Annotated in this window: 20 protein-coding genes and 1 pseudogene; 11 read left to right on the top strand and 10 right to left on the bottom strand. The window is 73.9% G+C overall.

All coding sequences use genetic code 11. From position 1 onward, the window contains the following. Positions 1–103 precede the first annotated feature (103 nt). Positions 104–1,171: a PucR family transcriptional regulator gene (locus QSK45_RS14440; protein ID WP_285556759.1), complete on the top strand. Its 1,068-nt coding sequence runs from the start codon at positions 104–106 to the stop codon at positions 1,169–1,171. 48 nt (positions 1,172–1,219) lie between these two features. Here QSK45_RS14440 and QSK45_RS14435 read toward each other — a convergent pair whose 3' ends face one another. The 5 genes and pseudogenes from QSK45_RS14435 to QSK45_RS14415 form a co-directional block, all read right to left on the bottom strand. Then, positions 1,220–2,158, bottom strand: coding sequence for an MIP/aquaporin family protein (locus tag QSK45_RS14435; protein WP_285556758.1), 939 nt, complete (start codon positions 2,156–2,158; stop codon positions 1,220–1,222). A 113-nt stretch (positions 2,159–2,271) separates the two neighbouring features. Continuing rightward, positions 2,272–2,771: pseudogene (locus tag QSK45_RS14430) on the bottom strand (SDR family oxidoreductase); the annotation flags it as partial. A 6-nt stretch (positions 2,772–2,777) separates the two neighbouring features. Further along, a complete protein-coding gene (locus tag QSK45_RS14425) occupies positions 2,778–3,479 on the bottom strand; it encodes a DUF6445 family protein (RefSeq protein WP_285556757.1) in 702 nt (233 codons plus the stop codon). 143 nt (positions 3,480–3,622) lie between these two features. Then, positions 3,623–5,269 (bottom strand): glycoside hydrolase family 13 protein, encoded by a 1,647-nt coding sequence (locus QSK45_RS14420; protein WP_285556755.1) that lies wholly within the window; start codon positions 5,267–5,269, stop codon positions 3,623–3,625. 106 nt (positions 5,270–5,375) lie between these two features. Further along, positions 5,376–6,344 (bottom strand): nucleoside hydrolase, encoded by a 969-nt coding sequence (locus QSK45_RS14415; protein ID WP_285556752.1) that lies wholly within the window; start codon positions 6,342–6,344, stop codon positions 5,376–5,378. A 94-nt stretch (positions 6,345–6,438) separates the two neighbouring features. Here QSK45_RS14415 and QSK45_RS14410 point away from each other — a divergent pair, with 94 nt between their 5' ends. Next, positions 6,439–6,897 (top strand): hypothetical protein, encoded by a 459-nt coding sequence (locus QSK45_RS14410; RefSeq protein ID WP_285556750.1) that lies wholly within the window; start codon positions 6,439–6,441, stop codon positions 6,895–6,897. A gap of 202 nt (positions 6,898–7,099) precedes the next feature. Then, positions 7,100–7,888 (top strand): hypothetical protein, encoded by a 789-nt coding sequence (locus tag QSK45_RS14405; RefSeq protein ID WP_285556748.1) that lies wholly within the window; start codon positions 7,100–7,102, stop codon positions 7,886–7,888. On the opposite strand, the gene QSK45_RS14400 is transcribed toward QSK45_RS14405, so the two are convergent. Beyond that, on the bottom strand, positions 7,885–9,228 hold the full coding sequence (locus QSK45_RS14400) for a helix-turn-helix domain-containing protein (protein WP_285556746.1): 1,344 nt from the start codon (positions 9,226–9,228) through the stop codon (positions 7,885–7,887). The two genes, QSK45_RS14405 and QSK45_RS14400, sit on opposite strands and share 4 nt — an antisense overlap. A gap of 114 nt (positions 9,229–9,342) precedes the next feature. Between QSK45_RS14400 and QSK45_RS14395 the strand changes: the two genes are divergently transcribed. Together QSK45_RS14395 and QSK45_RS14390 are read left to right on the top strand one after the other, a co-directional pair. Then, the gene (locus QSK45_RS14395) at positions 9,343–9,519 is read left to right on the top strand and encodes a hypothetical protein (RefSeq protein WP_285556744.1); all 177 of its coding nucleotides are present in this window, start codon (positions 9,343–9,345) and stop codon (positions 9,517–9,519) included. Between the two features lie 227 nt (positions 9,520–9,746). Then, a complete protein-coding gene (locus tag QSK45_RS14390) occupies positions 9,747–10,991 on the top strand; it encodes an amidohydrolase (protein WP_285556742.1) in 1,245 nt (414 codons plus the stop codon). Between the two features lie 44 nt (positions 10,992–11,035). Here QSK45_RS14390 and QSK45_RS14385 read toward each other — a convergent pair whose 3' ends face one another. Both QSK45_RS14385 and QSK45_RS14380 read right to left on the bottom strand, forming a co-directional pair. Beyond that, positions 11,036–12,322: a hypothetical protein gene (locus QSK45_RS14385; protein WP_285556741.1), complete on the bottom strand. Its 1,287-nt coding sequence runs from the start codon at positions 12,320–12,322 to the stop codon at positions 11,036–11,038. Between the two features lie 150 nt (positions 12,323–12,472). Next, positions 12,473–13,612 carry a PP2C family protein-serine/threonine phosphatase gene (locus tag QSK45_RS14380; RefSeq protein ID WP_285557096.1) on the bottom strand — a complete coding sequence of 380 codons (1,140 nt, stop codon included), beginning with the start codon at positions 13,610–13,612 and terminating at the stop codon, positions 12,473–12,475. A gap of 239 nt (positions 13,613–13,851) precedes the next feature. Here QSK45_RS14380 and QSK45_RS14375 point away from each other — a divergent pair, with 239 nt between their 5' ends. Both QSK45_RS14375 and QSK45_RS14370 read left to right on the top strand, forming a co-directional pair. Further along, positions 13,852–14,334, top strand: coding sequence for a hypothetical protein (locus tag QSK45_RS14375; protein ID WP_285556740.1), 483 nt, complete (start codon positions 13,852–13,854; stop codon positions 14,332–14,334). 78 nt (positions 14,335–14,412) lie between these two features. Beyond that, on the top strand, positions 14,413–15,348 hold the full coding sequence (locus QSK45_RS14370) for a hypothetical protein (RefSeq protein WP_285556738.1): 936 nt from the start codon (positions 14,413–14,415) through the stop codon (positions 15,346–15,348). Here QSK45_RS14370 and QSK45_RS14365 read toward each other — a convergent pair. Then, positions 15,236–16,642, bottom strand: coding sequence for an aminotransferase-like domain-containing protein (locus QSK45_RS14365; protein WP_285556736.1), 1,407 nt, complete (start codon positions 16,640–16,642; stop codon positions 15,236–15,238). The genes QSK45_RS14370 and QSK45_RS14365 overlap by 113 nt on opposite strands. Before the next feature lie 100 nt (positions 16,643–16,742). Here QSK45_RS14365 and QSK45_RS14360 point away from each other — a divergent pair, with 100 nt between their 5' ends. The 4 genes from QSK45_RS14360 (at position 16,743) to QSK45_RS14345 (ending at position 22,567) form a co-directional block, all read left to right on the top strand. Then, entirely contained in the window at positions 16,743–17,531 is a 789-nt protein-coding gene (locus tag QSK45_RS14360; protein WP_285556733.1) for an alpha/beta fold hydrolase, read from the top strand. A 99-nt stretch (positions 17,532–17,630) separates the two neighbouring features. Next, a complete protein-coding gene (locus tag QSK45_RS14355) occupies positions 17,631–20,018 on the top strand; it encodes a VWA domain-containing protein (protein WP_490993568.1) in 2,388 nt (795 codons plus the stop codon). Between the two features lie 109 nt (positions 20,019–20,127). Further along, a complete protein-coding gene (gene metG, locus QSK45_RS14350; RefSeq protein WP_285556730.1) occupies positions 20,128–21,744 on the top strand; it encodes a methionine--tRNA ligase in 1,617 nt (538 codons plus the stop codon). A gap of 103 nt (positions 21,745–21,847) precedes the next feature. Next, the gene (locus tag QSK45_RS14345; RefSeq protein WP_285556729.1) at positions 21,848–22,567 is read left to right on the top strand and encodes a nucleotidyl transferase AbiEii/AbiGii toxin family protein; all 720 of its coding nucleotides are present in this window, start codon (positions 21,848–21,850) and stop codon (positions 22,565–22,567) included. 55 nt (positions 22,568–22,622) lie between these two features. Here the strand turns inward: QSK45_RS14345 and aspS are convergent, their stop codons facing one another. Continuing rightward, the gene (gene aspS / locus QSK45_RS14340; protein WP_285556727.1) at positions 22,623–24,386 is read right to left on the bottom strand and encodes an aspartate--tRNA ligase; all 1,764 of its coding nucleotides are present in this window, start codon (positions 24,384–24,386) and stop codon (positions 22,623–22,625) included. Positions 24,387–24,492 lie beyond the last annotated feature (106 nt).

Raw genomic sequence — 24,492 nt, 5'->3', positions numbered from 1 at the left:
TCCGCATTGCCGGTTTCCGGCAGTGTTCACTACTGTCTGCATGCCGGAAACGCGTCAGGAAAGCGTCACCGGAGCGTCAAGATCACGGGGGAAACGGGGCAGGGTGGCCGAGCACGAGATATCCGAGCGCTATCTGGACGGATTCGCCCATGTGCTGACCGAGGTCGCGACCACCGGCCGACGGCTGACCCGGGAGGAGCTGAAGTCCCGCCGGACGCTGGGCGAACAGGCCGCCGAGGCCGGTCTCGGGCTGCGCGCGCTGGTCGTCGCGCACCTGGCCGCCGCCCGCGCCGCCTGGCCGGTCGGACCGGGTTCGACCGAAAGCACCCTGGCCGCGCTGGCCGCCGTGGAACAGGCCGTCGACGTGTTCGCGGAAGGGTACGAGCGCGCCCAGCGGCTGACCGTGCGCCGGGAGGAGGCGGCGCGGCGGGAGTTCATCGACGATCTGCTCTACGGCCGCAGCGACCTGGGCCGACTGGCCGAGCGCGCCGAGCGGTTCGGGCTGCGGCTCTCGCGCGCGCACGCGGTCGCGGTCGCCGAGGGGGCGCGGTCCTACGCGGAGGGCGGCGCCGTGGCCCGGCGGGTGGAGGCCGAGGTGCTCGCCCGCTTCGACTCCCACAGCATCCTGCTCACCACCAAGAACGGCCGGCTGCTGTGCATCGCGCCCGGCGACACCGACGAGGTCCTCGCCTACTTCGCCCGGCAGGCGTACACCGCCACCGAAGGCGGCCGGGTGGCCATCGGGCGCCCGCAGTCCGGTCCCGGCGGCGTCGTGCAGTCGTACGAGGAGGCCCTCGCCGCCCTGGAGATGGCCGAGCGGCTCGATCTGCCCGGGACGGTGCTGCGCGCCGCCGACCTGCTGGTCTACCCGGTGCTCGCGCGCGACCGGCAGGCGCTGGCCGACCTGGTGCTGCACACGCTGGGCCCGCTGACCGGGGCCCGGGGCGGCGCGGGGCCCCTGCTGGACACCCTGGTCGCCTACTTCGACTCGGGCTGCGTGGCCGCCGAGGCCGCACGCCGGCTCTCCCTCAGCGTGCGCGCGCTCACCTACCGCCTGGAGCGCATCCACCACCTCACCGCCGCCGACCCGGCCGACCCGGCCCACCGCTACAAGCTCCAGACCGCGGTCATCGGGGCCCGGCTCCTGGGCTGGCCCGGCCAGCCGCTCTGAGTCCGCCTCACCCCGCCGCCGGGAGCCCTCCGGCGGATCCCGACCGGGCTACCGCGGCGGCTCCGGGCGCGCGCGGCCCGGTTCCGGCGGCTGGTTCCGGGCGGCGCGGGCCACGAGGACGTCGCCGATGAAGAGGTCGTACACCAGGACCCCGATGACGCCGCCGACCAGCGGTCCGACGATGGGGATCCACCAGTAGCCGCTGAACGCCCCGGCCACGCTGCCCGGGAAGGCCAGACTCCCCCAGCCCTCCGCGTAGGTGAGCAGGCGGGGGCCGAAGTCGCGGGCCGGGTTGATGGCGTAGCCCGCGTTGGCGCCGAAGGACATGCCGACGGCGGCCACGATGAAGCCGATGATCAGCGGGGTGAGGTTGGCCTGCACGGCCTGGTTGCGCAGGTCGATGACGGCCACGACGAACATCACCAGGAACGCCGTACCCACGATCTGGTCGATCAGGGGCCCCCAGATCCCGCCGTGGAAGTACGGGGCCGGGAAGGTCGCGAAGATGGAGAACGTGGCGTTCGTGTGCCCGTTCACCTTGGGGCCGGAGGCGGCGGCGTCGTACGCGCCGATCGCCTGGTGGTAGACCAGGTACACCAGCGCGGCGCCGACGAAGGCGCCGACCACCTGTGCGAACCAGTACGGCAGCACCTTGACCCAGGGGAAGCCGCGGCGCACCGCCATCGCGAGGGTCACCGCGGGGTTGATGTGGGCGCCGCTGACGCCGCCGGCCACGTACACGCCGAAGACGACGGCCATCGCCCAGCCCCAGGTGATCAGCAGCCAGTCGCCCGCGGCGAGGAAGATCGTGGTGGGGGTGGCGGCGCGGCCCGATCCGGGCAGCGCGGCGACGGCCATCGCGACCACCCCGCAGCCGAAGCAGACGAGGACGAACGTCCCGAGGAACTCCGCCAGGCACTCGCCCAGCAGGCCACCTCTGGCCCGCAGCTTGGAGGGTTTGATCAGCGACGGAATTTCGACAGCCATGAAAGGCCCCCTTGAAGAGGAGCAAAACGGCCAACGTCCCCATATTGGCCTACAAATACTCTTCATGCAGGGCGAGTCGAAGGACCGTCACCCCTTCGCGTGAGCAGGGCCCGTCACGGGCTGCCGAGATCGTCCGCGCAGTGCCGGAACCCGTGCCGCTCGCGGTAGCGTCTCGGCGAGCACGGCGGGGTCCTTGCGGGGGTGTCTGGGCGTGATGCGCCGGGGACGACGAGTGGCGCGACATGGATGCCCTCGGCGGCGAGCCGTTCGTGCAGCAGATGCCCGTACGCACTCGGCGCGGCGAACGCCACGGACGTACCGGCGCGCCCGACATGAGGCACGGCGGCGGTACCCCCGTTCACGAACAGTATGGTCCCGCGCCCCAGCCGCCGCATCCCGGGCAGCACCTGCCGCGCGGCGGCCACGGGGCCGTACGCCGAGAACCCGCCGGGGCCGGTCAGCTGCCGGTGCCCGGCGGCCGCTCCGGTTCGCGCACGTCGGCGGGGAAGGCGCGCGCACGCACGCCGCCCTCGGACAGCTCCCGGGCCAGGCCGTCGAGCCGGTCGCGGGCGACGAGGGCGATGTCGTACCCCTCGCGCCCGAACCGCCGGGCCGACCGTCAGGCCATCCAGAAGAAGACGGCCGTCATGCGCTTCTCCTCCAGCGTGCTGCCGGTGTAACCGGTCGCGCTGTGCACGAGGTTGGCGTTGTAGAGCAGGAGGCGGTTGTACTTGTGCGGGACGCGGACGTCCTCCTCGAAGGCGTCCGGGGCGACGAAGCGGGTACCCAGGGCCTCGACCAGGTTGTTGTGCGGGGCCTGCACGACGTTGCCGCCGAGCCGGCCGCCGGGCAGGTGCTGGCGGTAGAAACTGGTGCCGCAGTCCTTGGGGACACCCGGGTTGAGGTAGAGCACGGCCGCGTACCGGCACAGCGCGCGCGAGTCGGTGTGCGGGCGGGGCTCGCTCTCGCCGGCGCCGACGACCTGGACGCAGTTGTGGTTGAGCGTGCCGCCGCCGGGCGCCTTCTGCACCCACAGCTCCTTGGCGCCGGTCGCCTTCTTCACCAGCTTCTCGACGACGGCGAGTTCGGCGGGCTCCAGGCCCGGCATGGCGCGCAGGCCCGGCCAGGTCTCGGAGGTGTACGGGTGGCCCTCGACCCAGTCGTCCTTGGCCAGGCAGCGCGCGCGCACGCCGTCCACGTCGGGCAGGACGTCGTCCAGGACCCAGTAGTCACGGCCCTTGGTGGGCTTGCGGTAGGGCAGCACGGGCAGCGCGCCCGGGGTGCGGGCCACGGGCGTCCTGGGTGGTGGCGGTGGGGACATGCGGCGAATCTAGGCGCGCGTTGTCCCCGCCTCTCCCGGGCACTGGTCAACGTTTCCTCAACCATGTGTCATGCACACCAAGTCGTGGCAATGGAACCGGCCCCGCGGGGCCGGTTCCCTCACGGACTCCCCAAAAGCGCTGGTCAGCCGAGCCAGACGGTGGTGTCCGGCGGCAGCCCGCCGTCCCCCGACAACGGCCCGCTGCTCAGCAGCACCTCCCCCGCGGGCATCGCCACCGCCTCCGCGCCCAGGTTGACGACGCACCGCCACTCCTCGGAGCGGCGGAAGTCCAGCACGTCCTCGGGGGCCTCGGGCGCCCACGCCAGCGTCTCCCCGTCGAGCAGTTTGCGGCGCAGCCGCAGCGCGGTGCGGTACAGCTCCAGCGTCGAGCCCTCGACGCCGCGCTGCGCCTCGACGGCGTACGCCGCGAAGACCGGCGGCTGCGGCAGCCAGGCACCGCCGGGCCCGAAGCCGTACGACGCCCCGTCCACCGTCCACGGCAGCGGGACCCGGCATCCGTCGCGGCCCTTGCGGACGTGCCCGGTCTGCTCCCAGATGGGGTCCTGGAGCACCTCGGCGGGCAGGTCGGCGACCTCGGGCAGCCCGAGTTCCTCCCCCTGGTAGAGGTACGACGCCCCGGGCAGCGCCAGCATCAGCAGCGTGGCGGCACGCCCCCGGCGCAGCCCCGCCGCGGCGTCCAGCGCGGGCGCCCGGCCGCCGGACAGCAGCCAGGCGGCGGGGTCGGTGCCGGGCGGGAGCATCAGCCGGGAGTGGTGCCGTACGACGTCGTGGTTGGACAGCACCCAGGTGGCGGAGGCGCCGGCGGCCCGCGCGGTGGCCAGCTCGTCGGTGATGACGCGGCGCAGCTCCTCGGCGTCCCAACGCGCTTCGAGGTATTCGAAGTTGAAAGCCTGACCGAGTTCGTCGGGGCGGGCGTACAGGGCGCGGCGGGCGCCCGGCACCCAGGCCTCGGCGACGGCGCTGCGCGGCGGCCGGTAGGCGTCGAAGACCTTGCGCCAGTCGCGGTAGATCTCGTGCACCTCGTCGCGGTCCCAGTGGGGGTGGTCCCCGGAGGGGAAGCAGAGCAGAGCCGTCTCCGCGGTGGCACCGACGTCCCCGACGTCCCGCAGCGGCTCGGTCAGTTCCTTGGCCAGGCCGTGCGCCACGTCCACCCGGAACCCGTCCACACCCCGGTCGGACCAGAACCGCAGGGTGGTGCGGAAGTCGGCGCGGACCTCCTCGTTGTCCCAGTTGAGGTCGGGCTGTTCGGCGGCGAACAGGTGCAGGTACCACTCGCCGTCGGGCACCCGGTGCCAGGCGCTGCCGCCGAAGACGGACTGCCAGTCGGAGGGCGGGAGTTCACCGTGCGCGCCGCGTCCGGGCCGGAAGACGTAGCGCTCGCGGGCCGCGGACCCGGGGCCGGCCCGCAGCGCCTCCTGGAACCAGGGGTGCTGATGGGAGGTGTGGTTGGGCACCAGGTCCACCACGACCTTCAGGCCCAGCCGGTGGGCCTCGGCGACCAGCGCGTCGAAGTCGTCCAGGCTGCCGAGGCGCGGGTCGACGTCCCGGTGGTCGGCGACGTCGTAGCCGCCGTCGGCGAGTTCGGAGGGGTAGAAGGGGCTCAGCCACAGGGCGTCCACACCGAGGGTGGCGAGATGGTCCAGGCGCCGGGTGATGCCCTTGAGGTCCCCGAGCCCGTCCCCGTCGGCGTCGGCGAAGCTGCGCGGATACACCTGGTAGATGACGGCCTGCCGCCACCAGTCGGGGTTCCTGGAGGAGAGGTCTGCCATACGGGCTCCCTTCGGGAAGACGGATGCCGCCCGCGCGAGACACGGACAAGACGTAGAGAATCTGTCCACATTGCCCGGAAAGGGAACCTTGGAAACCGGGCCGGCGTCAGAGCCGCCCGACCGTCTCCACGTACAGCCGCGCGTACCGCTCCGCGTCGACCTCCAACGCCACGTCGACCAGGGGACGTTCGCGCTCGCCGTGGTGGATCTCCGCCTCACCCGGCCCAAGCCGCCGGTCGACGATCGTCTGCCCGCGCGCCGGTCCGGGCGCGAGGCAGACCTCGACGGGCAGCCGCCGCGTGGTCAGCCCCTCGGGATCGGCGACCGCGCACACCGCCCCCGCGTCCCCGAGCCCGCCCGCCTCGTCGGCCCCGGGCGGCCTGCCCTGGGCGGCCGGCCGGTACGCGAGCAGCTCGCCGGCCAGCCGCGCCCCGGGATCACCGCTCGCCCTGAGCCTGCGCACCTCCCCCGCGTCCACGACGACCTGCCGGAAGACGTCCAGTCCGTACATCGTGATCGGCACCCCGGCGGTGAGCAGGACGGCCGCCGCCTCCGGGTCGTGCCAGACGTTGAACTCCGCGACGGGCGTGGCGTTCCCGACCTCGACCGCGCCGCCCATGAAGACGATCCGCTCGATGTTGCGGGTCACCTCGGGGTGGGTGCGCAGCAGCAGCGCGATGTTGGTCAGCGGCGCGGTGGGGACCAGGGTGACCGGACGGTGCGACGCGAGGATCTCGCGCCGCAGCAGGGTCACCGCGTCCGCGTCGGCGGGCCCGCGGCTCGGCGCCGGCAGCCCCAGGTCCCCCATGCCGTCCGCACCGTGCGCGTGCGTGGCCGGGCGGACGGGTTCCAGCAACGGCCGCTCGGCCCCGCGCCCCACCGGTATCTCCGGCGCCCCGGCCCGCTCCAGCACGGTGAGCGTGTTGCGCACCACCCCGTCCACGTCGGTGTTCCCCGCGACGCAGGTCACGGCCCTCAGCTCGATCCCCGGGTGCCGCACGGCGAGCAACAGCGCGAGGGCGTCGTCGACACCGGTGTCACAATCCATGATCACGGGCACGGGCCGACGGGCCATGAGGGTCTCCTTCGCCGAGGGGGATCACACACTAGTGCCGCATCGGGCGGTGTCGCCTTCCGCAGGCTCCGTCCGCCGACCGGGAGGTTTCGCCATGGGCGCTCGTCCACGCAGGGCCTGGCCGGCCGCCGTACTCGTCCCGGTGCTTCTGTGTGCCTGCGATCCGGCGACCGTGGATCCCACGGACCCGGCCGACTTCAGCGCCGTCGTCTTCGTCAACGACACCGGCTCCCCGGCCGTCCTGTTCGAGTGCGGCGACAGCCGTGGACACGGCTGTCACGACATGAGCGGCCCGCTCGCACCCGGAGAACGCTGCGACCAACGGGTGTACTGGGGGGCCGGCCCCGATCCCTGGCAGGTCCGGGACACGCGCGGCCGGACCCTGGGCCGGCTGGTCGTGGACACCCCCCGCCGTGAGTCCGGGGCCGTGTACCACCTCGGCGACGCACAGCCCCGGGCCGACAGGCCGACGGCTCCGCGCACCCCGCCGCACCCCGTGCACGCCGCCGCGCCACGCCCGCGCCGGGTCGTCGGCGGGGCGGACGTCGGCTGACGCGGCGCTGGTCCAGGCACGCGGAAGGCTCCCGGCCCGGTCCCGCGCTCGGGACCGCGGGCCGCCACCCGCCGGGGCACCGGCCCCGGCCCGCCGCATGTCCTCACCCGGGCGTCCGTGCCTCACCCTTCCGGCCCTCCGCGCTGGTGGGGCGGCCGGGGTGGTGGTGGCGTGGGAGCAGGGACGAGGACCGGGAGGCAGCGTGAGGTACGACGGCATACGCCCGCGCGGACGCCTTCTGACGTTCCTGACCGGTCTCGGGCTGCTCGGGGTCGGCGGGTGTGCGGCACTGACGCTGAAGCACCCGGAGACGGCGCCGCAGCCGCTTCCGACGATCGACCGTCCGTCGCAGGGACCCCGGGCGTCCGCCCGGCCCGACGGCTCCACGCTCACCGACGCGCAGGCGCAGGCCGCGCTCATCGGGCAGAGCGACCTCGGGGCCCCGTGGACCGCGACGCGCGGCGCGGCGACCTGGCGGGACGGGATGCTGAAGGCGAGCACGTCGGCCGGTGAGTGCCAGAAACTCCTCGACGCCCTCTACACCGATCGGCTCCTCGGCGGCCCGGCCCGCGTCGCCGTCGGCCTGGACGACGCCGACACCGACGCCCAGCTGCGCTACCAGATCGGCGCCCGCCGCCCGTCCGACGTGGACGCCGCGCTGGACTGGCTGCGCACGATGCCGGCGAACTGCGCCCGCTTCACCGCCACCACCCAACAGGACCTCCAGGAGGACGTCCAGGTCACGGAACTCGCCCTCCCCGAGGTCGGCGACGCCCGCCAGGGCCTGCACATCACCGTCTCCGCCACCACCGACGACGACCAGGACATCCGCCTCACCCTCGACGTCGCCACCGTCCGCGTCGGCGACGACGCCTTCGCCTTCACCAACGGCGGCCTGGGCGGCGTCGCGGGCGACGCGACCCAGGCGGCCGTCCAGGTGGGCGCGCTGCGGCTGGCGGACGTGCGGAGGCAGGGGCGGGTGGACGTCTAGAGCGGTGGCTGGGCCGGGGCCGGGCCCAGTGTCGTGGTGCCCGGGGTCGTGCGGTGGCCCAGTCCCGTGCGGTAGGCGTCGAGGGCGGCCTCGGTGCGGCCGGTGCGGCGCAGCAGGTCGCCCAGGAGGCGGCACAGGTCGGCCAGGTCGCCCGCGGCGCCCGCGCGTTCCAGCAGGCTGAGGGCGCGTACGTAGTGCTCCTCGGCGGACTCGGTGTCGCGGGTGTCCTCGGCGATGATGCCGAGGAGGCGGTGCGCGGCGGCGGCGTGCACCGCGCCGCGTTCGGAGGAGAAGTCCCCGAGCACGCCCTCCAGCAGGGTGGCGGCCTCGGCGGAACGGCCGCGGCGGTGCAGGACGTCGGCCAGTTCCACCGCCGCCTGGCTGCGGTAGAGGGCGGCGCTGGTCTCGGACAGCATGGCGAGCGCCTGCCGCAGTTCGGCCTCCGCCGCGTCCAGCCGGCCGTTCTGCGCGTGGACGTAGCCGCGCATCCAGTGGCAGTTGGCCAGCTCGGTGCGCAGGCGGAGCTGGCGGTACAGCTCGGCCGCCTTGGCGAGCGAGGCGTCGGCCTCGGCGGTACGGCCCTGGGCGAGCAGGGTGCGGGCGACCGAGCGGTGCATCCGGGCGATCAGCGCGGGGTCCCCGGCCCGCGGGGCGAGCGCGAGCGCGAACTCGGCGGCCTGGGCGGCACGCGCGTGCGCGCCCATGTCCATGTAGGGGCCGATGACGCTGGCGTACAGGAGCAGCAGCGCGTCCGGGTCGTGCAGGCCGTTCCGGTTGAGTTCGTCGAGGGTGGACTCCAGCAGGTAGACGGCGTAGCGGAGTTCACCGGCCAGGTAGTGGGCGACCGCGCGGCCGCGGACGGCCGGGACGCGGGCCGCGGGGGAGGCGTCCGCGAGGTGTTCCTCGGCGCGCTCGAAGTGGGTGTGAGCGGTCGCCAGCTCGCCGGTCTCCACGGCGCACTCACCGAGCCCCAGCAGCGCGGTGACCTGTTCGCCCGGCAGGGCGTGCGACTCCGCCTCGTCCAGCAGCTCCGTGTACCGCCGCGCCGCCTCCTCCGCCCGGCCGTCGGCGAGCATCCGCTGGGCCTCGGTCAGCCGCAGCCGCAGCTCGGTGGCGAGATGGGCGGGGCGGCCCAGGGCCAGTTCCTCGAAGCTCACCCCGAGCCGCCGCGCGATGTGCCGCAGCGCCTCGTCGGAGGCGCGCACCCGGCCCGCCTCCAGGGTGGACACGTACGCCGGTGTGTAGGCCGGCTCGGCCAGCTGCCGCTGGGTCAGCCCGCGCTGGGCGCGCAACTGCTGCACCCGACGCCCCACGGTCTCCGGATCGTCCCGCTCAGGCACCGCCGGAACACCCCCAACTCCCCCGGTGGACCTTGCCGTTCGGCAAGGAATGCCTCTAGGTTAAACGGCGGATTAAACCTGCTTAATACGCCGCTGTCGTGTTGCGAGGTCGCCGTGTACGGACGCCCATCCGCTCCCTACGGATACTCCACCGCGCGGAGGGCGCTCGCCGCCGCCGTGATAGCCGCGGCGTCCCTGATACTCGCGGCCAACACGGGCCCGGCCCACGCCTCGGCACCGACGGCCCCCGACGCCCGGGTCACCGCCTCGGCCCCGGCGACCGAGCGCTGAGGCAGCGGGGGCCGGGCGGCCGCCTCCGTCCGCCGAGGGCGCGAGTGCGGTGTGAGAGCCTCCGGGCGGGGAGCGCCGGCCCCGCCCCCGCCGGTGCGGGAGCCCCTCGCCGGCCGGCCGTGACACGGTCCTCCCGACCGCCCGGTGACCGGCCCCGCCGAAGCCCCGGCCGGATCACCGGGAACGAGCGGTGTCGCGAACCCCGGGAACCCGCCTAACCTGCCCGCATGACCTCTGCCGCCGCCCGCACCGCGCAGGACCTCACCGCCGACCTCCCCCTGACCGGCCTCGAGGACCTCTACCAGGATCTGCACCGGCACCCCGAGCTGTCCCTGCGCGAGCACCGCACCGCCCAGAAGCTCGCCGGGCGGCTCACGGACGCCGGGTTCGAGACGGCCGAGGGCGTCGGCGGCACCGGCGTCGTCGGGCGGTTGAGCAACGGCGACGGCCCCACCGTCCTGCTCCGCGCCGACATGGACGCGCTCCCCGTCGCCGAGGCCACCGGCCTGCCGTACGCCTCCACCGCGGCCGGCGTCATGCACGCCTGCGGGCACGACCTGCACGTCACCTGGCTGGCCGGCGCCGCCGCCGCGCTCGCCGCGGGCCGGGACACCTGGCGCGGCACCCTGCTGGTGGTGGGGCAGCCCGCCGAGGAGACCGGACAGGGCGCCCGGCGGATGCTCGCCGACGGACTGTACGAGCGCTTCGGGCGGCCGGACGTCCTGCTCGGCCAGCATGCCGTGCCCGGCCCGGCGGGCCTGTACCCGCACGCGCCGGGGCTGATCATGTCCGCCGCGACGGACGTCGACATCGTGGTGCACGGGCGCGGCGGCCACGGCTCGCGCCCCGAGGCCACCGTGGACCCGGTGGTGACCGCCGCCTACCTCGTCACCCGGCTCCAGACGGTGGTCTCGCGCGAGGTCGCCGCGGGCGAGTCCGCCGTCCTCACGGTGGGCCGCATCGAGGCGGGCACCCGGCACAACATCATCCCCGACGAGGCACGCATCGCCCTGAACCTGCGCACCCGGTCCGAGCCCGTACGGCAGCGGATGCTGGCCGCGATCGGCCGGATCGCCCGGGGCGAGTGCCTGGCCGCCGGCTGCCCCCGTGAGCCGGAGGTGACCATCGGCAACACCTTCCCGGTCACCGTGAACGACGCGGGCACCGACACCACCGTGGCCGCCGTGCACGGCGAACTCTTCGGCGCCGCGACGGTGTTCGACCCCGGCCCGGCGATGGGCAGCGAGGACTTCCCGGAACTCGCCCTGGACGGCGCCATCCCCTACTCGTACTGGTTCGTCACCACCACCCCCGCCGCCATCTGGGACGAGGCCCCGGGCGACACCCTCGCGGAGAAGCTCGCCGCCGTCCCCAGCAACCACAGCCCCCACTTCGCCCCCGACCCGGCCACCGTCGCCCCGGGCGTGCGCACACTGGTCTCGGGGGCCCTGGCCCTGCTGCCGGAGGCATGACCCGACCGGCCGGCGACGTCAACCGCTCCTCGCGCGGGGGCGGTTCAGGTCCGCTGGAGCTCCCTGAGCTGCCGCCGCACGTCCTCCAGCGCGCCGCGCCGGCGGCCCGGCACCCTGGCGCGCAGCTCCGCGAGCACCGGACCGAGTTCACGGGCCCGCGCCGTCTCGCCGATCCGGCCCCACTGGTGGTGCGCCCGGTCCACGGCGGCCTCCACGGCGGGCGCGTCCACGGCCTGCCCCGCGGTCAGCCGGGCTCCGGCCACCTCCATCCAGACCTGGCAGCTGCGCGCCGCGTCCCCGGCGAACATCGCGAGGTCGGCGCGCACTTCGGCCCAGTGGAGCGCGTCCTCGGACGCCGGTCCGTGCGCGGCGACGGCCGCCTCCTGGTGCCGCGCGGCGATCGCGTCCGCCTCGTCGTGCCGCCCGGCCTGGACGGCGGCGCTGATGGCGGCGTGGGGATCCGAGGTGTCGGAGGTGTCGGAGGTGCTGGGGGTGTCGGAGGTGCGAGGGGTGTCGGAGGTGTCGGAGGTGTGGAGCCGCGGCGGGACGCCCGCGGAGGCGCTCGGTACCCCGGCCGCGCCGACGCCCGTGGCGGCGCCGGCGGCGACGCCGACGGGGCCGCCGTACGTCTCCCGCGGGACCGCCGCCGGGGCGGTCCCGGGGGAGCCGCCGGGCGTGGGGTGCGGGATCACCGGATACGGCTGCGGGGCCGGGGCCAGGAGGATGTTGGTCGGGGCCTCCTCCGGGATCCGGGCCAGGGCCTGCTGGTGCAGCTCGTCCAGCGGCGGACGGTGGCCGCTGCGCAGCAGGGTGGCGACCGTCCTCATGTACGTCGGCTCGGCCGGCCCGCGGCGGCCGGCCGGCGGCGCGATCCGGCCGTAGACGGCGGTGGTACGGCCGGAGTCCAGCGGGTGCTCGTGCAGGTGCCGCCACACCTCCGCGTCCGCGTGCAGGTCGACCACGAGCGCCGTCCGTCCGGGCGGCCGCAGCCGCAGTTCCTCGCGGATCCAGTGCCAGGGCAGCGCGGTGTAGCGGACGGTCGCCGGGGCCGTGCGGGCCAGCGCCAGGTGCGGCAGCCGCTGGCGGCGGTCCAGGTGCAGCTGGCCGGTGAGGTAGACGGTGAGCGGCCCCGGCGCGGCCGCGGCGGCGCGCAGCCGGGTGAGGACGCCCTGGGGGTCCACCGGGTCCGCGAGTTCCACGACGTTGGCGGTGTCGGCGCCGGACAGCACGGTGGGGGCGACGGCGGCCAGCACCGGCAGCACGGCGGCCGCGTCCACCAGGCGTCCCCGGCCCAGCGGCGCGGCCGCGAGCAGCAGCACGGTTCCGGGCATGGTCCCTCCCCCTGTAGGCCCTGCGGTCCTGTGGATCCGCTCTCTCCCGTCAGCACCGTAACCGCTGGGACCCCCGCGACGCGCCTCAGGCCGACGAACATCCCCGTTCGGGCGCCTCCGCCTGCCCCCGGGTCCCGTCGGGGCTGCCCCTCAGGCGTACCCCTCCCTGTCGGAGAGCCCCCTGCCGAGCGCTCCCGGCAACGGCCCCGTCCCCGGGCACTCCTCGGTCTCCGGGAGGCGGCGGACGGCGAAGACCGTGGTGTCGTCGGCCAGTCGGCCCCCGCTGTGCCGCAGCACGCCGTCGCGGACCAGGCGGACCAGGCGTCGGGGCTCCACGCGGCTCGGGTCGGCGGCGACCGCTTCGGCGACGTCACCGACCAGGTCGTAGAACTCGCCCCCGCGGTCACGGGCCTCGGTCACCCCGTCGGTGACGATCAGCAGTGTCTCCTCCTGCACGAGCGTCACCCGGTGCTGCGGCGGCAGCCCGCCGGCCAGGTCGCACAGCCCGAGCGGCAGCCCCTCCCCGCAGGACAGCTCGCGCACCCCGTGCGGGCCGACCGCGAGCGGCGGCACGTGCCCGAAGTCGACGACGTCGACCATCCCGGGCGCGTCCTTGGAGAAGGCGACCAGCACGGCCGTGGCGAACCGGTCCTCGCCGCTGCGGTCGGTCGCGGCGGTGTGCGCCCGGTGCCGCAGCATCCGGATCTCCAGGCGCTCGGCGATCGTCCCGAGATCCTTCTCGTGGTACCCGGCCTCCCGGAAACTGCCGAGCAGCGCGGCCGCCGTCTCCACCGCGCCGAGCCCCTTGCCCTGCACATCGCCGACGAGCACCCGGGTGCCGTACGGGCTCGGCTGGATGTCGTAGAAGTCGCCCCCGACCTGCGCCTCCACGTCCGCGGCGAGGTACACGCCCGCCTGCTCCAGGCCGGCCCATCGGTCGGGCAACGGCCGCAGCACGGCCCGTACGGTGGTCTTGGTGATGTCCTGCATGTGCAGCATGCGCCGCTCCTGCCGCACCCGCAGCACCGCCACCAGCGTGGCCAGCACGCCGCCGAGCGCGACCAGGATGAAATCGGCGAGGCCCGCCCGGTACCGGTCGTGGAAGGCGCTGTCCACGAGGACGAACGTCACCAGGGACACCACCCCGAAGGCGGCGGTGGTCCACACCCCGCAGACCGCGGCGGCGAGGCCCGGCACCAGGACGATCCAGGAGGCGACCCGGAACTCCGCGGCGGTGTTGAGGTCCAGCGCCGCGATGCCGACGAGCAGCACCGCGGGCAGCAGCCACATGTAGCCGCGCCCGTGGATCCGCAGCGGACGCCACCGCTCGTACCTCGTCCCGGTCACGCCGACCGAGTCTCCATGTTCCGCGGAGAAACACGGGGGAAGCGCCCCGCATCCGGCCACGCGGGCCCCCCGACCGCCGGAAATCCCCGGAATCCCAGGGCCGGCCGTCGGCCGACTTGCCGGTGCGTGCGCCCAGGTGTGCATTGGATAGCGAACGGGGACGAGGAGAGAGGAGTGCTCTCATGGCTCATGCGGCACCCGCACCCGGCGGAATCCCCCGGCGCGCCCCGGCGCCCGAGGTACGGGCCGGCACCTCCCCCGACCGGCGCCGGACACCCGACGTCTTCGGCGCCCGGACCCACCGCGTCGCCCAGATCGCGGTCCCCGTCGTCCTGGCGCTGGTCTACGGCTACTGGGTCGCGGCCAACAACCGCGGCGGCGGCCCCATCACCGGCTGGAACCTGCTGCTCGGCTTCGCCAGCGCCCTCGTCTTCGCCGTGGTCGCCATCGCCCTGCTGAGGCTGGCCCCGCGGATGATCCGGGAGGTGCACGCGCTGCTGTGGACGGCGTTCGTCGGCATCGCCTTCGGCTTCCTCTACAGCCAGAGCGACCAGTCGGTCTGGCGCTCCGTCCTGATGTCCCTGCTGGTCGCCGGGGCCACCTTCGTCGTCTTCTTCTACCGGTACTACACCCGCGAGGACGCCTTCGGACGGCGGATCCGCTAGGCCGGCGCGATCCGCCGCGATCGCCCGAGCGGACGCTCCCGGGTCGCGTTCGGGCCCCGTGGGCCGTTGCCTGAGAGGGTGCCGCCACGCCTGAGGAGCGCCCTGTCGGCCGTACTGCTCACCCTGTCCTGCCTGCTCGTGCCGTTCGGCGCGCTGGCGGTCTGGGCGGCGTACGGGCTCACGGACACGGGCCGGTACGTCACCACGATGGCCCCGCTCGCCACCGACCCGGACGTGCGGGACGCCGTCGCGGACGCCGTCGGCGACAGCCTGCTCCGCGAGGCCGACCAGCGGCTGGACGTCGGCCCGCTGCGGGGCTCCGTACGCCCCTTCCTGCACGACGCCGTGCGCTCCTTCACCCAGACCCGGGCCTTCCGGCTGGCCTGGGACGCCGGCAACCGGGTCACCCACGACGCGGTGCTGCGGGCCCTGCGCGACGACCGCGACGACGCGGCCGCCGGGCCGGTCACCGTGGACTTCGCCCCCGTCACCGCCCAGGTCAAACGCCAGCTCAGCGACGAGCACATACCGCTCGCCGCCCGTATCCCGGTGCAGCACACCGCCGTGGCCGTGCTCCCGGCCGACGAACTGACCTCGCTACGAAAGGGGTTCCACGTGCTCGAAGTCGCCGGATTCTGGCTGCCGCTCGCGGCCGTGGCCTTCGCCGCCGCGGGGACCGCCCTGGCCGTGCGCCGCCGCCGGGCCATCGCCGCGACCGCGCTGGGCACCGCCCTCGGCGGCGCGCTGCTCGGTCTCGCGGTCGCCGTCGGCCGCGCCCTGACCCTCACCGGACTGCCCGCCGACGTGCCCCGCCCGGCCGCCGGGGCGGTCTACGACGCCCTGACCGGCACCCTGCGCACGGTCTCCTGGCTGCTGCTCGGCCTCGGCCTCACGGTGGCCCTCACCACCTGGCTGACCCGGAACCTGCGCCCGGCCCGCCTCGTGCGACGGCTGCGAGGACCGAAAGAGCCCGCGCCAGCTCCGGCTCAGGAGCCGACCCGAGTCCAAGCCTGACCGCGCCCGGTGCCCCGCCGGGCCCCACGGCGAACGCCGTCCCCGGCGTCACCGCGATCCCCCGTTCCCGCGCCGCCGCCGTGAAGGTGTCGGCCCGCCACGGCGCCGGCAGCTCCCACCAGGCGAAATACGAGGCCGGATCGGACCTCACGACGAACCCGGCCAGTTCCTCCGCCACGAGCCGCTGCCGCCGCGCCGCGTCCCGCCGCTTCGCCGCCACGAGCCGCTCCACGGTCCCGTCGGCGAGCCACCGCACGGCCGCCTCCAGCGCGAAGCCGCCCGCCCCCCACCCCCCTGACCTGATGGCCCGCGCCACCGCCTCGACCCGCCCTTCGGGTGCGACGACGAAACCGACGGTGAGACCGGGGGCGACCCGTTTGGAGAGGCCGTCGACGAGGTGGACGAGGGCGGGGGCGAGGGCGGCGAGGGGCGGGGGCGAGGGGGTGGGCGGGGTGCGGGGTACCGCGGTCGCGGGGTGGGAGGGGGCCGACGGGTGCAGGAAGGACCAGATCCGGTCCTCCACCACCGGTATCCCCAGCCTGTGGATGACGTCGGCCAGCCCGGTCCGGCGGGCCGCCGTCGTGGTCAGCGCGGTCGGGTTGTGCAGCGTCGGCTGGAGGTAGAGGGCCGAGAGCGGGGCGGTGCGGTGGGCGGCGGCGACGGACTCCGGCCGGGGGCCCTCCTCGTCCGTGGCGAGCGGCACCAGGGTGATGCCGAGCCGGACGGCGATCTCCTTGACCAGCGGATACGTCAGCGGCTCGACCCCGACCCGCCCGCCGGGCCGCACCAGGGAGGCCAGGGCGGCGGCGATGGCCTGCCGGGCGTTGCCGGTGAACAGGATCCGCTCGGGGCCCGTTCGCACGCCTGTCCGGGCGAGCAGTTCGGCGACCGCCTCCCGCGCGGCCGGCGTCCCCGCGGCCGCGGCGGGCCGCAGCGCGTCGCCGAGCGCGTCGGGCCGTGTCAGCGACGCGAGGGCGGGGCGCAGCAACTCCGACTGACCCGGCAGATACGGGTAGTTCAGCTCAAGGTTCACGGGCTCGTCACCGGCCGCCTCGGTCAGGGCATGCCCCGGCTGCCCGTCCGGCGCCCCGGCCCGTACGAACGTCCCGCGCCCGACCTCCCCCACCACCAGCCCCCGGCGCACGAGTTCGGCGTACACCCGGCCCGCGGTGGAGGGGGCCAGTCCGTGCCGCCGCGCGAACGCGCGCTGCGGCGGCAACCGCTGGCCGGCCCTCAGCCGCCCGCTCGCGATGTCGGCGGCTATCCGGTCGGCGATACGCCGGAAGTCGTTCACAAGTCCCCCTGATGTCCTGCCGTCTCCGCACGGCCGTGGATTGCACCGAGGGCAAAGATCTTATTGCACCGAGCAGTTGAGGCACCCTAGGGTCACTCGCATGCCCCCCTTTCTCGCATACACCGACAAATCCCCCGACTCCACCCATCGGCTGCCCCTGCTCCTCCTCCACGGCCACCCCTTCGACCGCACGATGTGGGACCCGCAGCTGGCGAAGTTCTCCCCCGACCGCCGGGTGATCGCCCCCGACCTGCGCGGCTACGGCGCCTCACCGGTGACGCCGGGGACGGTCCCGTTCGCCCGCCATGCCGAGGACCTGGCCGAGCTGCTCGACTTCCTGGGCGTGGACGCGTTCGTGCTGGCCGGACTGTCGATGGGCGGCCAGATCGCGATGGAGTGCCAGGACCGTTTCGGCGACCGGGTCCGGGGTCTGGTCCTGGCCGACACCTTCGCCGACCCGGAGACCCCCGAGGGCCGGCGGGGGCGGCACGCGACGGCGGAACGGCTGCTCGCCGAGGGCATGCGGGGTTACGCCGACGAGGTGCTGGAACGGATGGTCGCGCCGTACGCCCCCGCGGAGGTGAAGTCCCACGTCCACGGCATGATGACGGCCACGCCGCCGGAGGGCGCCGCGGCCTCGCTGCGCGGCCGCGCCGAACGTCCCGACTACCGCCCGGTGTTGACCCGCGTCCGGGTTCCCGCCCTGATCGTGGTCGGCGCCGACGACACCTACACCCCCGTCTCCGACGCCGAGTCCCTGCACGCGGCCCTGCCGGACTCCACCGTCGAGGTCATCGAGGGCGCGGCGCATCTGCCGAATCTGGAACGTCCCGAGGAGTTCAACCGCGCGCTGGAAGCGTTCCTGCTGCGCGTGGACGGCACCGCGTAGGCACGGACGCGGACCGGGCACCGCATCCAGGGCCGCTAACCTTACGTGTCCGTCCTGGCCAGCGATTGACGGTGTCACCTCACGCGAAGGGTTGCACACATGGGCATTCTCACTCTCCTGCGAAACGCATTCGGCCGCTCACGCAAGCACCGGGCCGCCGAGGCGGAGGGTGCGACGACCCAAGCGGAACCGACCACCCCCGAGGCAGCCCCCGAGCCCGAAGCGACCCCGTCGATCCCCGAGCCCCGCGAGCCGGCCCCCGCGGAGGCGACTCCCACGGTCCCCGAGCCCCGCGACTCGGCCTCCGCCGCTCACGACGACGCGACCACCGGGGAACACGACCTGGTGGCCGCCGCCTTCGACAACGTGCGGGTCTCCCGCCCCTCGACGGAGCCGGAAGCACCCGGCCACGGCGTCCCGACCGGGGAAGAGCCGAAGGCCGAGGCCGAGCCGACGCCCCAGGAGAAGACCGAACCCGAGACGGAGACCGAGGCCGACCCGGAGACGGCGACCGAGGCCGAGGCCGAGGTGATGGTCGAGGCCGACCCGGAGACGCACGAAGCCACCGAGCCCGAGGCCCAGACCGAGCCGGAAGCCAACGCCGAGACCCAGACGGCGACCGACACCGAGCCCGAGACAGCAGCCGAGGCCGAACCCGCAGCCGAAACCCAGCCGAGCACCACGCCCGAAGCCGACACCGAAACAGACGTCGAGCCCCAGGCCCAGACCGAGGCGGAGACCAAGCCCACGGCAACGGCCGAGGCCGACCCGGAAACGCAGGAAGCGACCGAGCCCGAGGCCCAGACCGAGCCGGAAGCCCACGCCGAGACCCAGACGGCGACCGAGGCCGAGCCCCAGACGGCGACCGACACCGAGCCGAAGACAGCAGCCGAGGCCGAACCCGCAGCCGAAACCGAGCCGAGCACCACGCCGGAAGCCGACACCGAAACGGACGTCGAGCCCCAGGCCCAGACCGAGGCGGAGACCAAGCCCACGGCAACGGCCGAGGCCGACCCGGAAACGCAGGAAGCCACCGAGCCCGAGGCCCAGACCGAGGCCGAGCCGGAGGCGACGGTCGAGACCGAGACGGCGACCGACACCGAGGCCGAGCCGAAGACAGCAGCCGAGGTCGAACCCGCGGCCGAAACCCAGCCGAGCACCACGCCCGAAGCCGGCACCGAGACGGACACCGAGACCGAGCCCGAGACGGCGACCGAGGCCGAGCCGGAGGCGACGGTCGAGGCCGAAGCGTCCGCGGCGGAGGAAGCCGGCACCGAGGTCGCGGCAGCGGAGCGGACGGAACCGGACCCGGCTCCCTCCCCGGACTCGGCGGTGACGGAAACGGCGGAGGCCGGGCCCGTCTCCCCGGACCCCACGGCCACGGAGCCGCAGGCACCCGCCGAGGCAGAGGCCGAGGAGACGCCCGGGACGGTCACCGAGCCGAAGGGCGAGGAGCCGAAGGGCGAGGAGCCGGCGGAGGCCGCCCCCACCGACGAGGACCTCTCGAACCCGTCGGCTTCCACGGACGAACCGACCCCGGACACGACGACCGGGCCCGCCGAGGCCCCCGAAGTCCCCGAGGCCGAGCCGACCGTGGAGACGGCGGAGGACTCCGAACCGGCCACCGCCGGCGAGACGGCCGGGGAAACGGCGACGGCGCTCGTGGAGGCCCCGAAGGCCACGGCCGAATCCGGGCCGGCCGAATCCGGGCCGGAAGCGGCCGCCCCCGCCGACGGCGGATCCGCCCCGCAGGCGGCCCCCGCCCCCGACGCCCCCCGCACGGACGGCGCGCCCGCCGGCGGCGAGCCCGGCGCCCGCACCCCCGCCACCCCCCTCGCCACCCTCGCCGCGACCGCCCCCGCCCTCACCACCGCCTACGAGGCGGCCACCGCCCCCCTCGCCAAGACCGACCTCACCGGCACCCGGGCGAAGCTCTACCTCGTGCTGGACCGCTCGGCGAGCATGCGGCCGTACTACAAGGACGGCTCCGCCCAGGCCCTCGCCGACCAGACCCTCGCCCTCGCCGCCCACCTGGACCCCGAGGCCACGGTCCACACCGTCTTCTTCTCCACGGAGGTGGACGGCACGACCGACCTCACCCTCACCCCCGACCACACGACGAGGATCGACGACGCCCACGCGGGCCTGGGGCGGATGGGCCGTACCAGCTACCACGCCGCCGTGGAGGCCGTACTCGCCCACTACGACGCGCACGTCGCCCCTGGCACCCCCGCCCTCGTCGTCTTCCAGACCGACGGCGCCCCGGACGCCAAGACCCCCGCGACCCAGGCCCTGACCGCCGCCGCGGACACCCACCCCACGGTCTTCTTCTCCTTCGTCGCCTTCGGCGAGCCGGACAACAAGGCCTTCGACTACCTCCGCAAGCTGAAGACCCCCAACACGGCCTTCTTCCACGCCGGGCCCACCCCCCGCGAGCTGACGGACACCGAGCTGTACGAGGGCGTCCTCGCCACCTGGCGGCCGTAAGGCGACAACCGGATGATCCGATGAGCACGTGCCCGGGGGGTGGACCGACACGTCCACCCCCCGAAACACGTGTGAGGCGATCTCCGCGGGACCAGTAGGATTTCGCCTTATGGCGGCCACTGGATCCGAGAAGCAGGCGGGGAAGGCGTACTACGTCTCCACGCCCATCTACTACGTCAACGACGCTCCTCACCTGGGCCACGCCTACACGACCGTCGCAGGCGACGTGCTCACGCGCTGGCACCGCCAGCGCGGTGAGAAGGTGTGGTACCTCACCGGCACGGACGAGCACGGTCAGAAGATCATGCGCACGGCCGAGGCGAACGGGGTGACGCCCCAGCAGTGGGCGGACAAGCTCGTCACCGAGGCCTGGAAGCCGCTCTGGGAGCACCTGGAGATCGCGAACGACGATTTCATCCGCACCACCCAGAAGCGGCACACGGACCGCGTCCAGGAATTCGTGCAGGACCTGTACGAAAAGGGCGAGATCTACAAGGGCGGCTACGAGGGCCCGTACTGCGTCGGCTGCGAGGAGTACAAGCTCCCCGGCGAGCTCCTCGACGGCGAGGGCGAGTACGCGGGCCAGAAGCTGTGCCCCATCCACAAACGGCCCGTGGAGATCCTCAGCGAGGAGAACTACTTCTTCCGCCTCAGCGAGTACGGCGAGAAGCTCCTCGCCCACTACGAGGCCAACCCGGGCTTCATCCAGCCCGAGTCCGCCCGCAACGAGGTCGTGAACTTCGTCCGCCAGGGCCTCCAGGACCTCTCCATCTCCCGCTCGACGTTCGACTGGGGCATCCCGATCCCCTGGGACGACAAGCACGTGATCTACGTGTGGGTCGACGCCCTGCTGAACTACGCCACGGCGGTCGGCTACAACGAGAACCAGGAGAAGTTCGAGGCCACCTTCCCGGCCGATGTCCACCTCGTCGGCAAGGACATCCTCCGTTTCCACGCGGTGATCTGGCCGGCCATGCTGATGGCCCAGGGCCTGCCCCTGCCCAGCAAGATCGCCGCGAACGGCTGGCTGATGGTCGGCGGCGAGAAGATGTCGAAGTCCAACCTGACCGGCATCAAGCCGCAGGACCTCACCACGCACTTCGGCGTCGACGCCTACCGCTGGTACTTCCTGCGCGCCATCGCCTTCGGCCAGGACGGCTCCTTCTCCTGGGAGGACTTCTCCGCCCGCTACACCAGCGAGCTGGCCAACGACTACGGCAACCTCGCCTCGCGCGTGGCCGCCATGGTCGGCAAGTACTTCGGCGGCACCCTGCCCGAGGCCACCGCCGACGGTCCGGCGGAGGCGGCGGTCCACGAGGGGCTCGCCAAGGCGGTCGCCGAGGCCGACCGGAGGATCGGCGAGGAGCTGGACTTCCAGGGCGGCATCCTGGCCGTCTTCGACTTCGTCAAGCAGGTCAACGGCTACATCACGGAGCAGGAGCCGTGGAAGGTGGCCAAGGACGAGTCCGAGGAGGGCCGCGCCCGCCTCGCGACCATCCTGTACACCGCCGCCGAGTCGCTGCGCGCGGTCGCCGTCCTGCTCAACCCGGTGATGCCGGAGACCTCGCAGAAGCTGTGGGACTCCCTGGGCGCGGAGACCTCCCTCGGCGCGCTCGCCGAGCAGCGGGTCCAGGACGCGGCCGACTGGGGTCGGCTCCCGGCCGGCTCCACCGTCACCAAGGGCGCGGTGCTCTTCCCCCGCCTGGAGGAGAAGCCGACCGCCTGAGTCACGGTCGTACGGCACACAGGGGCCCGGGGCGCCATCATGGCTCCCGGGCCCTGCCCATATCCCCCACCGCCCCCGTCCCCTCTGGCAAGGTACCGGTCCCGTGAACCTTCCCGAACCCCACCGGCGGCTGCTCGCGGACGCCGTCACGGCGGGTGGCGCCCATGGTCTGGTCCTCGCCGGCGGGTACGCCCTCGAAGCGCACGGGCTGGTCGAACGACCGCACGGCGACGTGGACCTCGCGACGGAGAGCGGCGAGGACATGGAACGGATCGCCGGTGCGGTCGCGGCCGCGCTGGAGGCGCGTGGCCGCGGCGCCCGGGTCGGGGCCGTGACCGCGCGCACCGCGCAGCTGGCCGTGACCGATCCGCCGACCGGCGGCTCCTGCGTGCTCGCCCTGCACAAGGAGAGCCTGTGGGGGCCGCCGGACCTCACCGCGTACGGGCCCGCCCTGTGCCTGGAGGACGCCGTCGGTACGAAGATCCGCGCGCTGTACGACCGGGGCGCGGCCGTCGACCTGATCGACGCGCGGGCCGCGGCGGGCCGCTTCTCGCTGCCCGACCTGGAGGAACTGGGCCGCCGGCACGCCCATGACGTCTTCGACCTGCCCACCCTCCAGTCCCGGCTGACCGGCACGGACTTCTACTCCGACGCCCAGTTCACCCGGTACGGACTGGACGAGGTCGCGATCGGCGAGCTGCGGGCCTGGGCCCAGCGGTGGTCGGACGACATCGCCGAACGCCTGCTGGAGGACGGCGCCCCCCTGGACGCGGAGGCCACCGGAGACGCCGGAGAACCCGACGACGCGCACGACGCCGAGTGAACGCGGAACGCCCGGAGCCCCAAGGGGCTCCGGGCGTTCGGCGGAAGCGGCCGGGCTACTTCGGCTGCGGCTTCCTGATGCTCAGGTTCAGCTCGCGCAGGCGCGACTCCTCCAGCTCGGTCGGGGCGCCCATCATCAGGTCCTGGGCGTTGCCGTTGAGCGGGAAGGCGATCGTCTCGCGGATGCTGGGCTCGTCCGCGAGGAGCATCACGATGCGGTCCACGCCGGGGGCGATGCCGCCGTGCGGCGGGGCGCCGAAGCGGAACGCGCGGAGCATGCCCGCGAACTTCTCCTCGACGGTGTCGCGGTCGTAGCCCGCGATCTCGAAGGCCTTCAGCATGATGTCCGGCTCGTGGTTCCGGATCGCGCCGGAGGACAGCTCGACGCCGTTGCACACGATGTCGTACTGCCAGCCCAGGATGTCCAGCGGGTCCTGGGTCTCCAGGGCCTCCAGACCGCCCTGCGGCATCGAGAAGGGGTTGTGCGAGAAGTCGATCGCGCCGGTCTCCTCGTCCTTCTCGTACATCGGGAAGTCGACGATCCAGCAGAAGCGGAAGACGTTCTCCTCGAACTGCCCCGCGCGCTTGGCGGCCTCGACGCGGACCGCGCCCATGATCTTGGAGACCTCGTCGTACTCGCCCGCGCCGAAGAAGATCGCGTGGCCGGGGGCCAGCGAGAGGCGCTTGGTCAGCTCGGCGACGTTCTCCTCGGTGAGGAACTTCGCGATCGGGCCGGAGAGGGCGCCGTCCTCGCCGACGCGGACCCAGGCCAGGCCCTTGGCGCCGAGCGAGACCGCGAAGTCACCGAGCTGGTCGAAGAACTTGCGCGGCTGGTCCTGGACCGCCGGCACCGGCAGGGCGCGCACGTGCTTGCCCGCGAACGCCTTGAACTCCGAGCCCTCGAAGACATCGGTGATGTCCACCAGCTCCAGCTTGGCGCGCAGGTCCGGCTTGTCGGAGCCGTACTTCAGCATCGCCTCGCGGAACGGGATCCGCGGGAAGGGGGACGTCACGTGGCGGCCGCCGCCGAACTCCTCGAAGAGCTCCGTCATCAGCCGCTCGATCGGCTGGAAGACGTCCTCCTGCTCGACGAAGCTCATCTCGACGTCGAGCTGGTAGAACTCGCCCGGGGAGCGGTCGGCGCGGGCGTCCTCGTCGCGGAAGCAGGGCGCGATCTGGAAGTACCGGTCGAAGCCGGAGATCATCAGCAGCTGCTTGAACTGCTGCGGCGCCTGCGGCAGGGCGTAGAACTTGCCGGGGTTCAGCCGGGAGGGGACGACGAAGTCGCGGGCGCCCTCGGGGGAGGTCGCGGACAGGATCGGCGTCGCCATCTCGTTGAAGCCGAGGGCGGTCATCTTGTGGCGGATGGCGGAGATGACCGCCGTACGCAGCATGATGTTGCGGTGCATGCGCTCGCGGCGCAGGTCGAGGAAGCGGTACTCCAGGCGCCGCTCCTCGTTGACCCCGTCCTCGGCGTTGATGGTGAACGGGAGGGGCTGGGCCGCGCCGAGCAGCTCGACCTCGCTCACCTCGACCTCGATCTCGCCGGTCGGCAGGTCCGGGTTCACGTTCTCGGTGCCACGCGAGACGACGGAGCCGTCGACACGGACCGTGGACTCCTTGGAGATCTTGTCCAGGGCGTCGTAGGCGGGGGTGCCGGGGCGGGCGACCAGCTGCGTGATGCCGTAGTGGTCGCGCAGATCGATGAAGAGGATGCCGCCCAGGTCGCGCCGATTGTGCAGCCAGCCACTGAGCCGGACGTCGGTGCCGACGTCAGAGGCGCGGAGCTGGCCGCAGGTGTGGGACCTGTACCGATGCATCGTCGTTCATCGTCCTTCGCGGATTGAGTTGGTCTTCGCGGTGATCGCCGGGGTAGCCGCCCCCAACTGAACCAAGGGTACCGGCCACCCCAAGATCGGCTCCCCA

Source organism: Streptomyces hygroscopicus subsp. hygroscopicus, from assembly GCF_030269125.1.
Classification (GTDB): Bacteria; Actinomycetota; Actinomycetes; order Streptomycetales; family Streptomycetaceae; genus Streptomyces; species Streptomyces hygroscopicus_C.
Note: the sequence above shows the minus strand (reverse complement) of the source record. Positions and strands in the feature narration are given on the sequence as shown.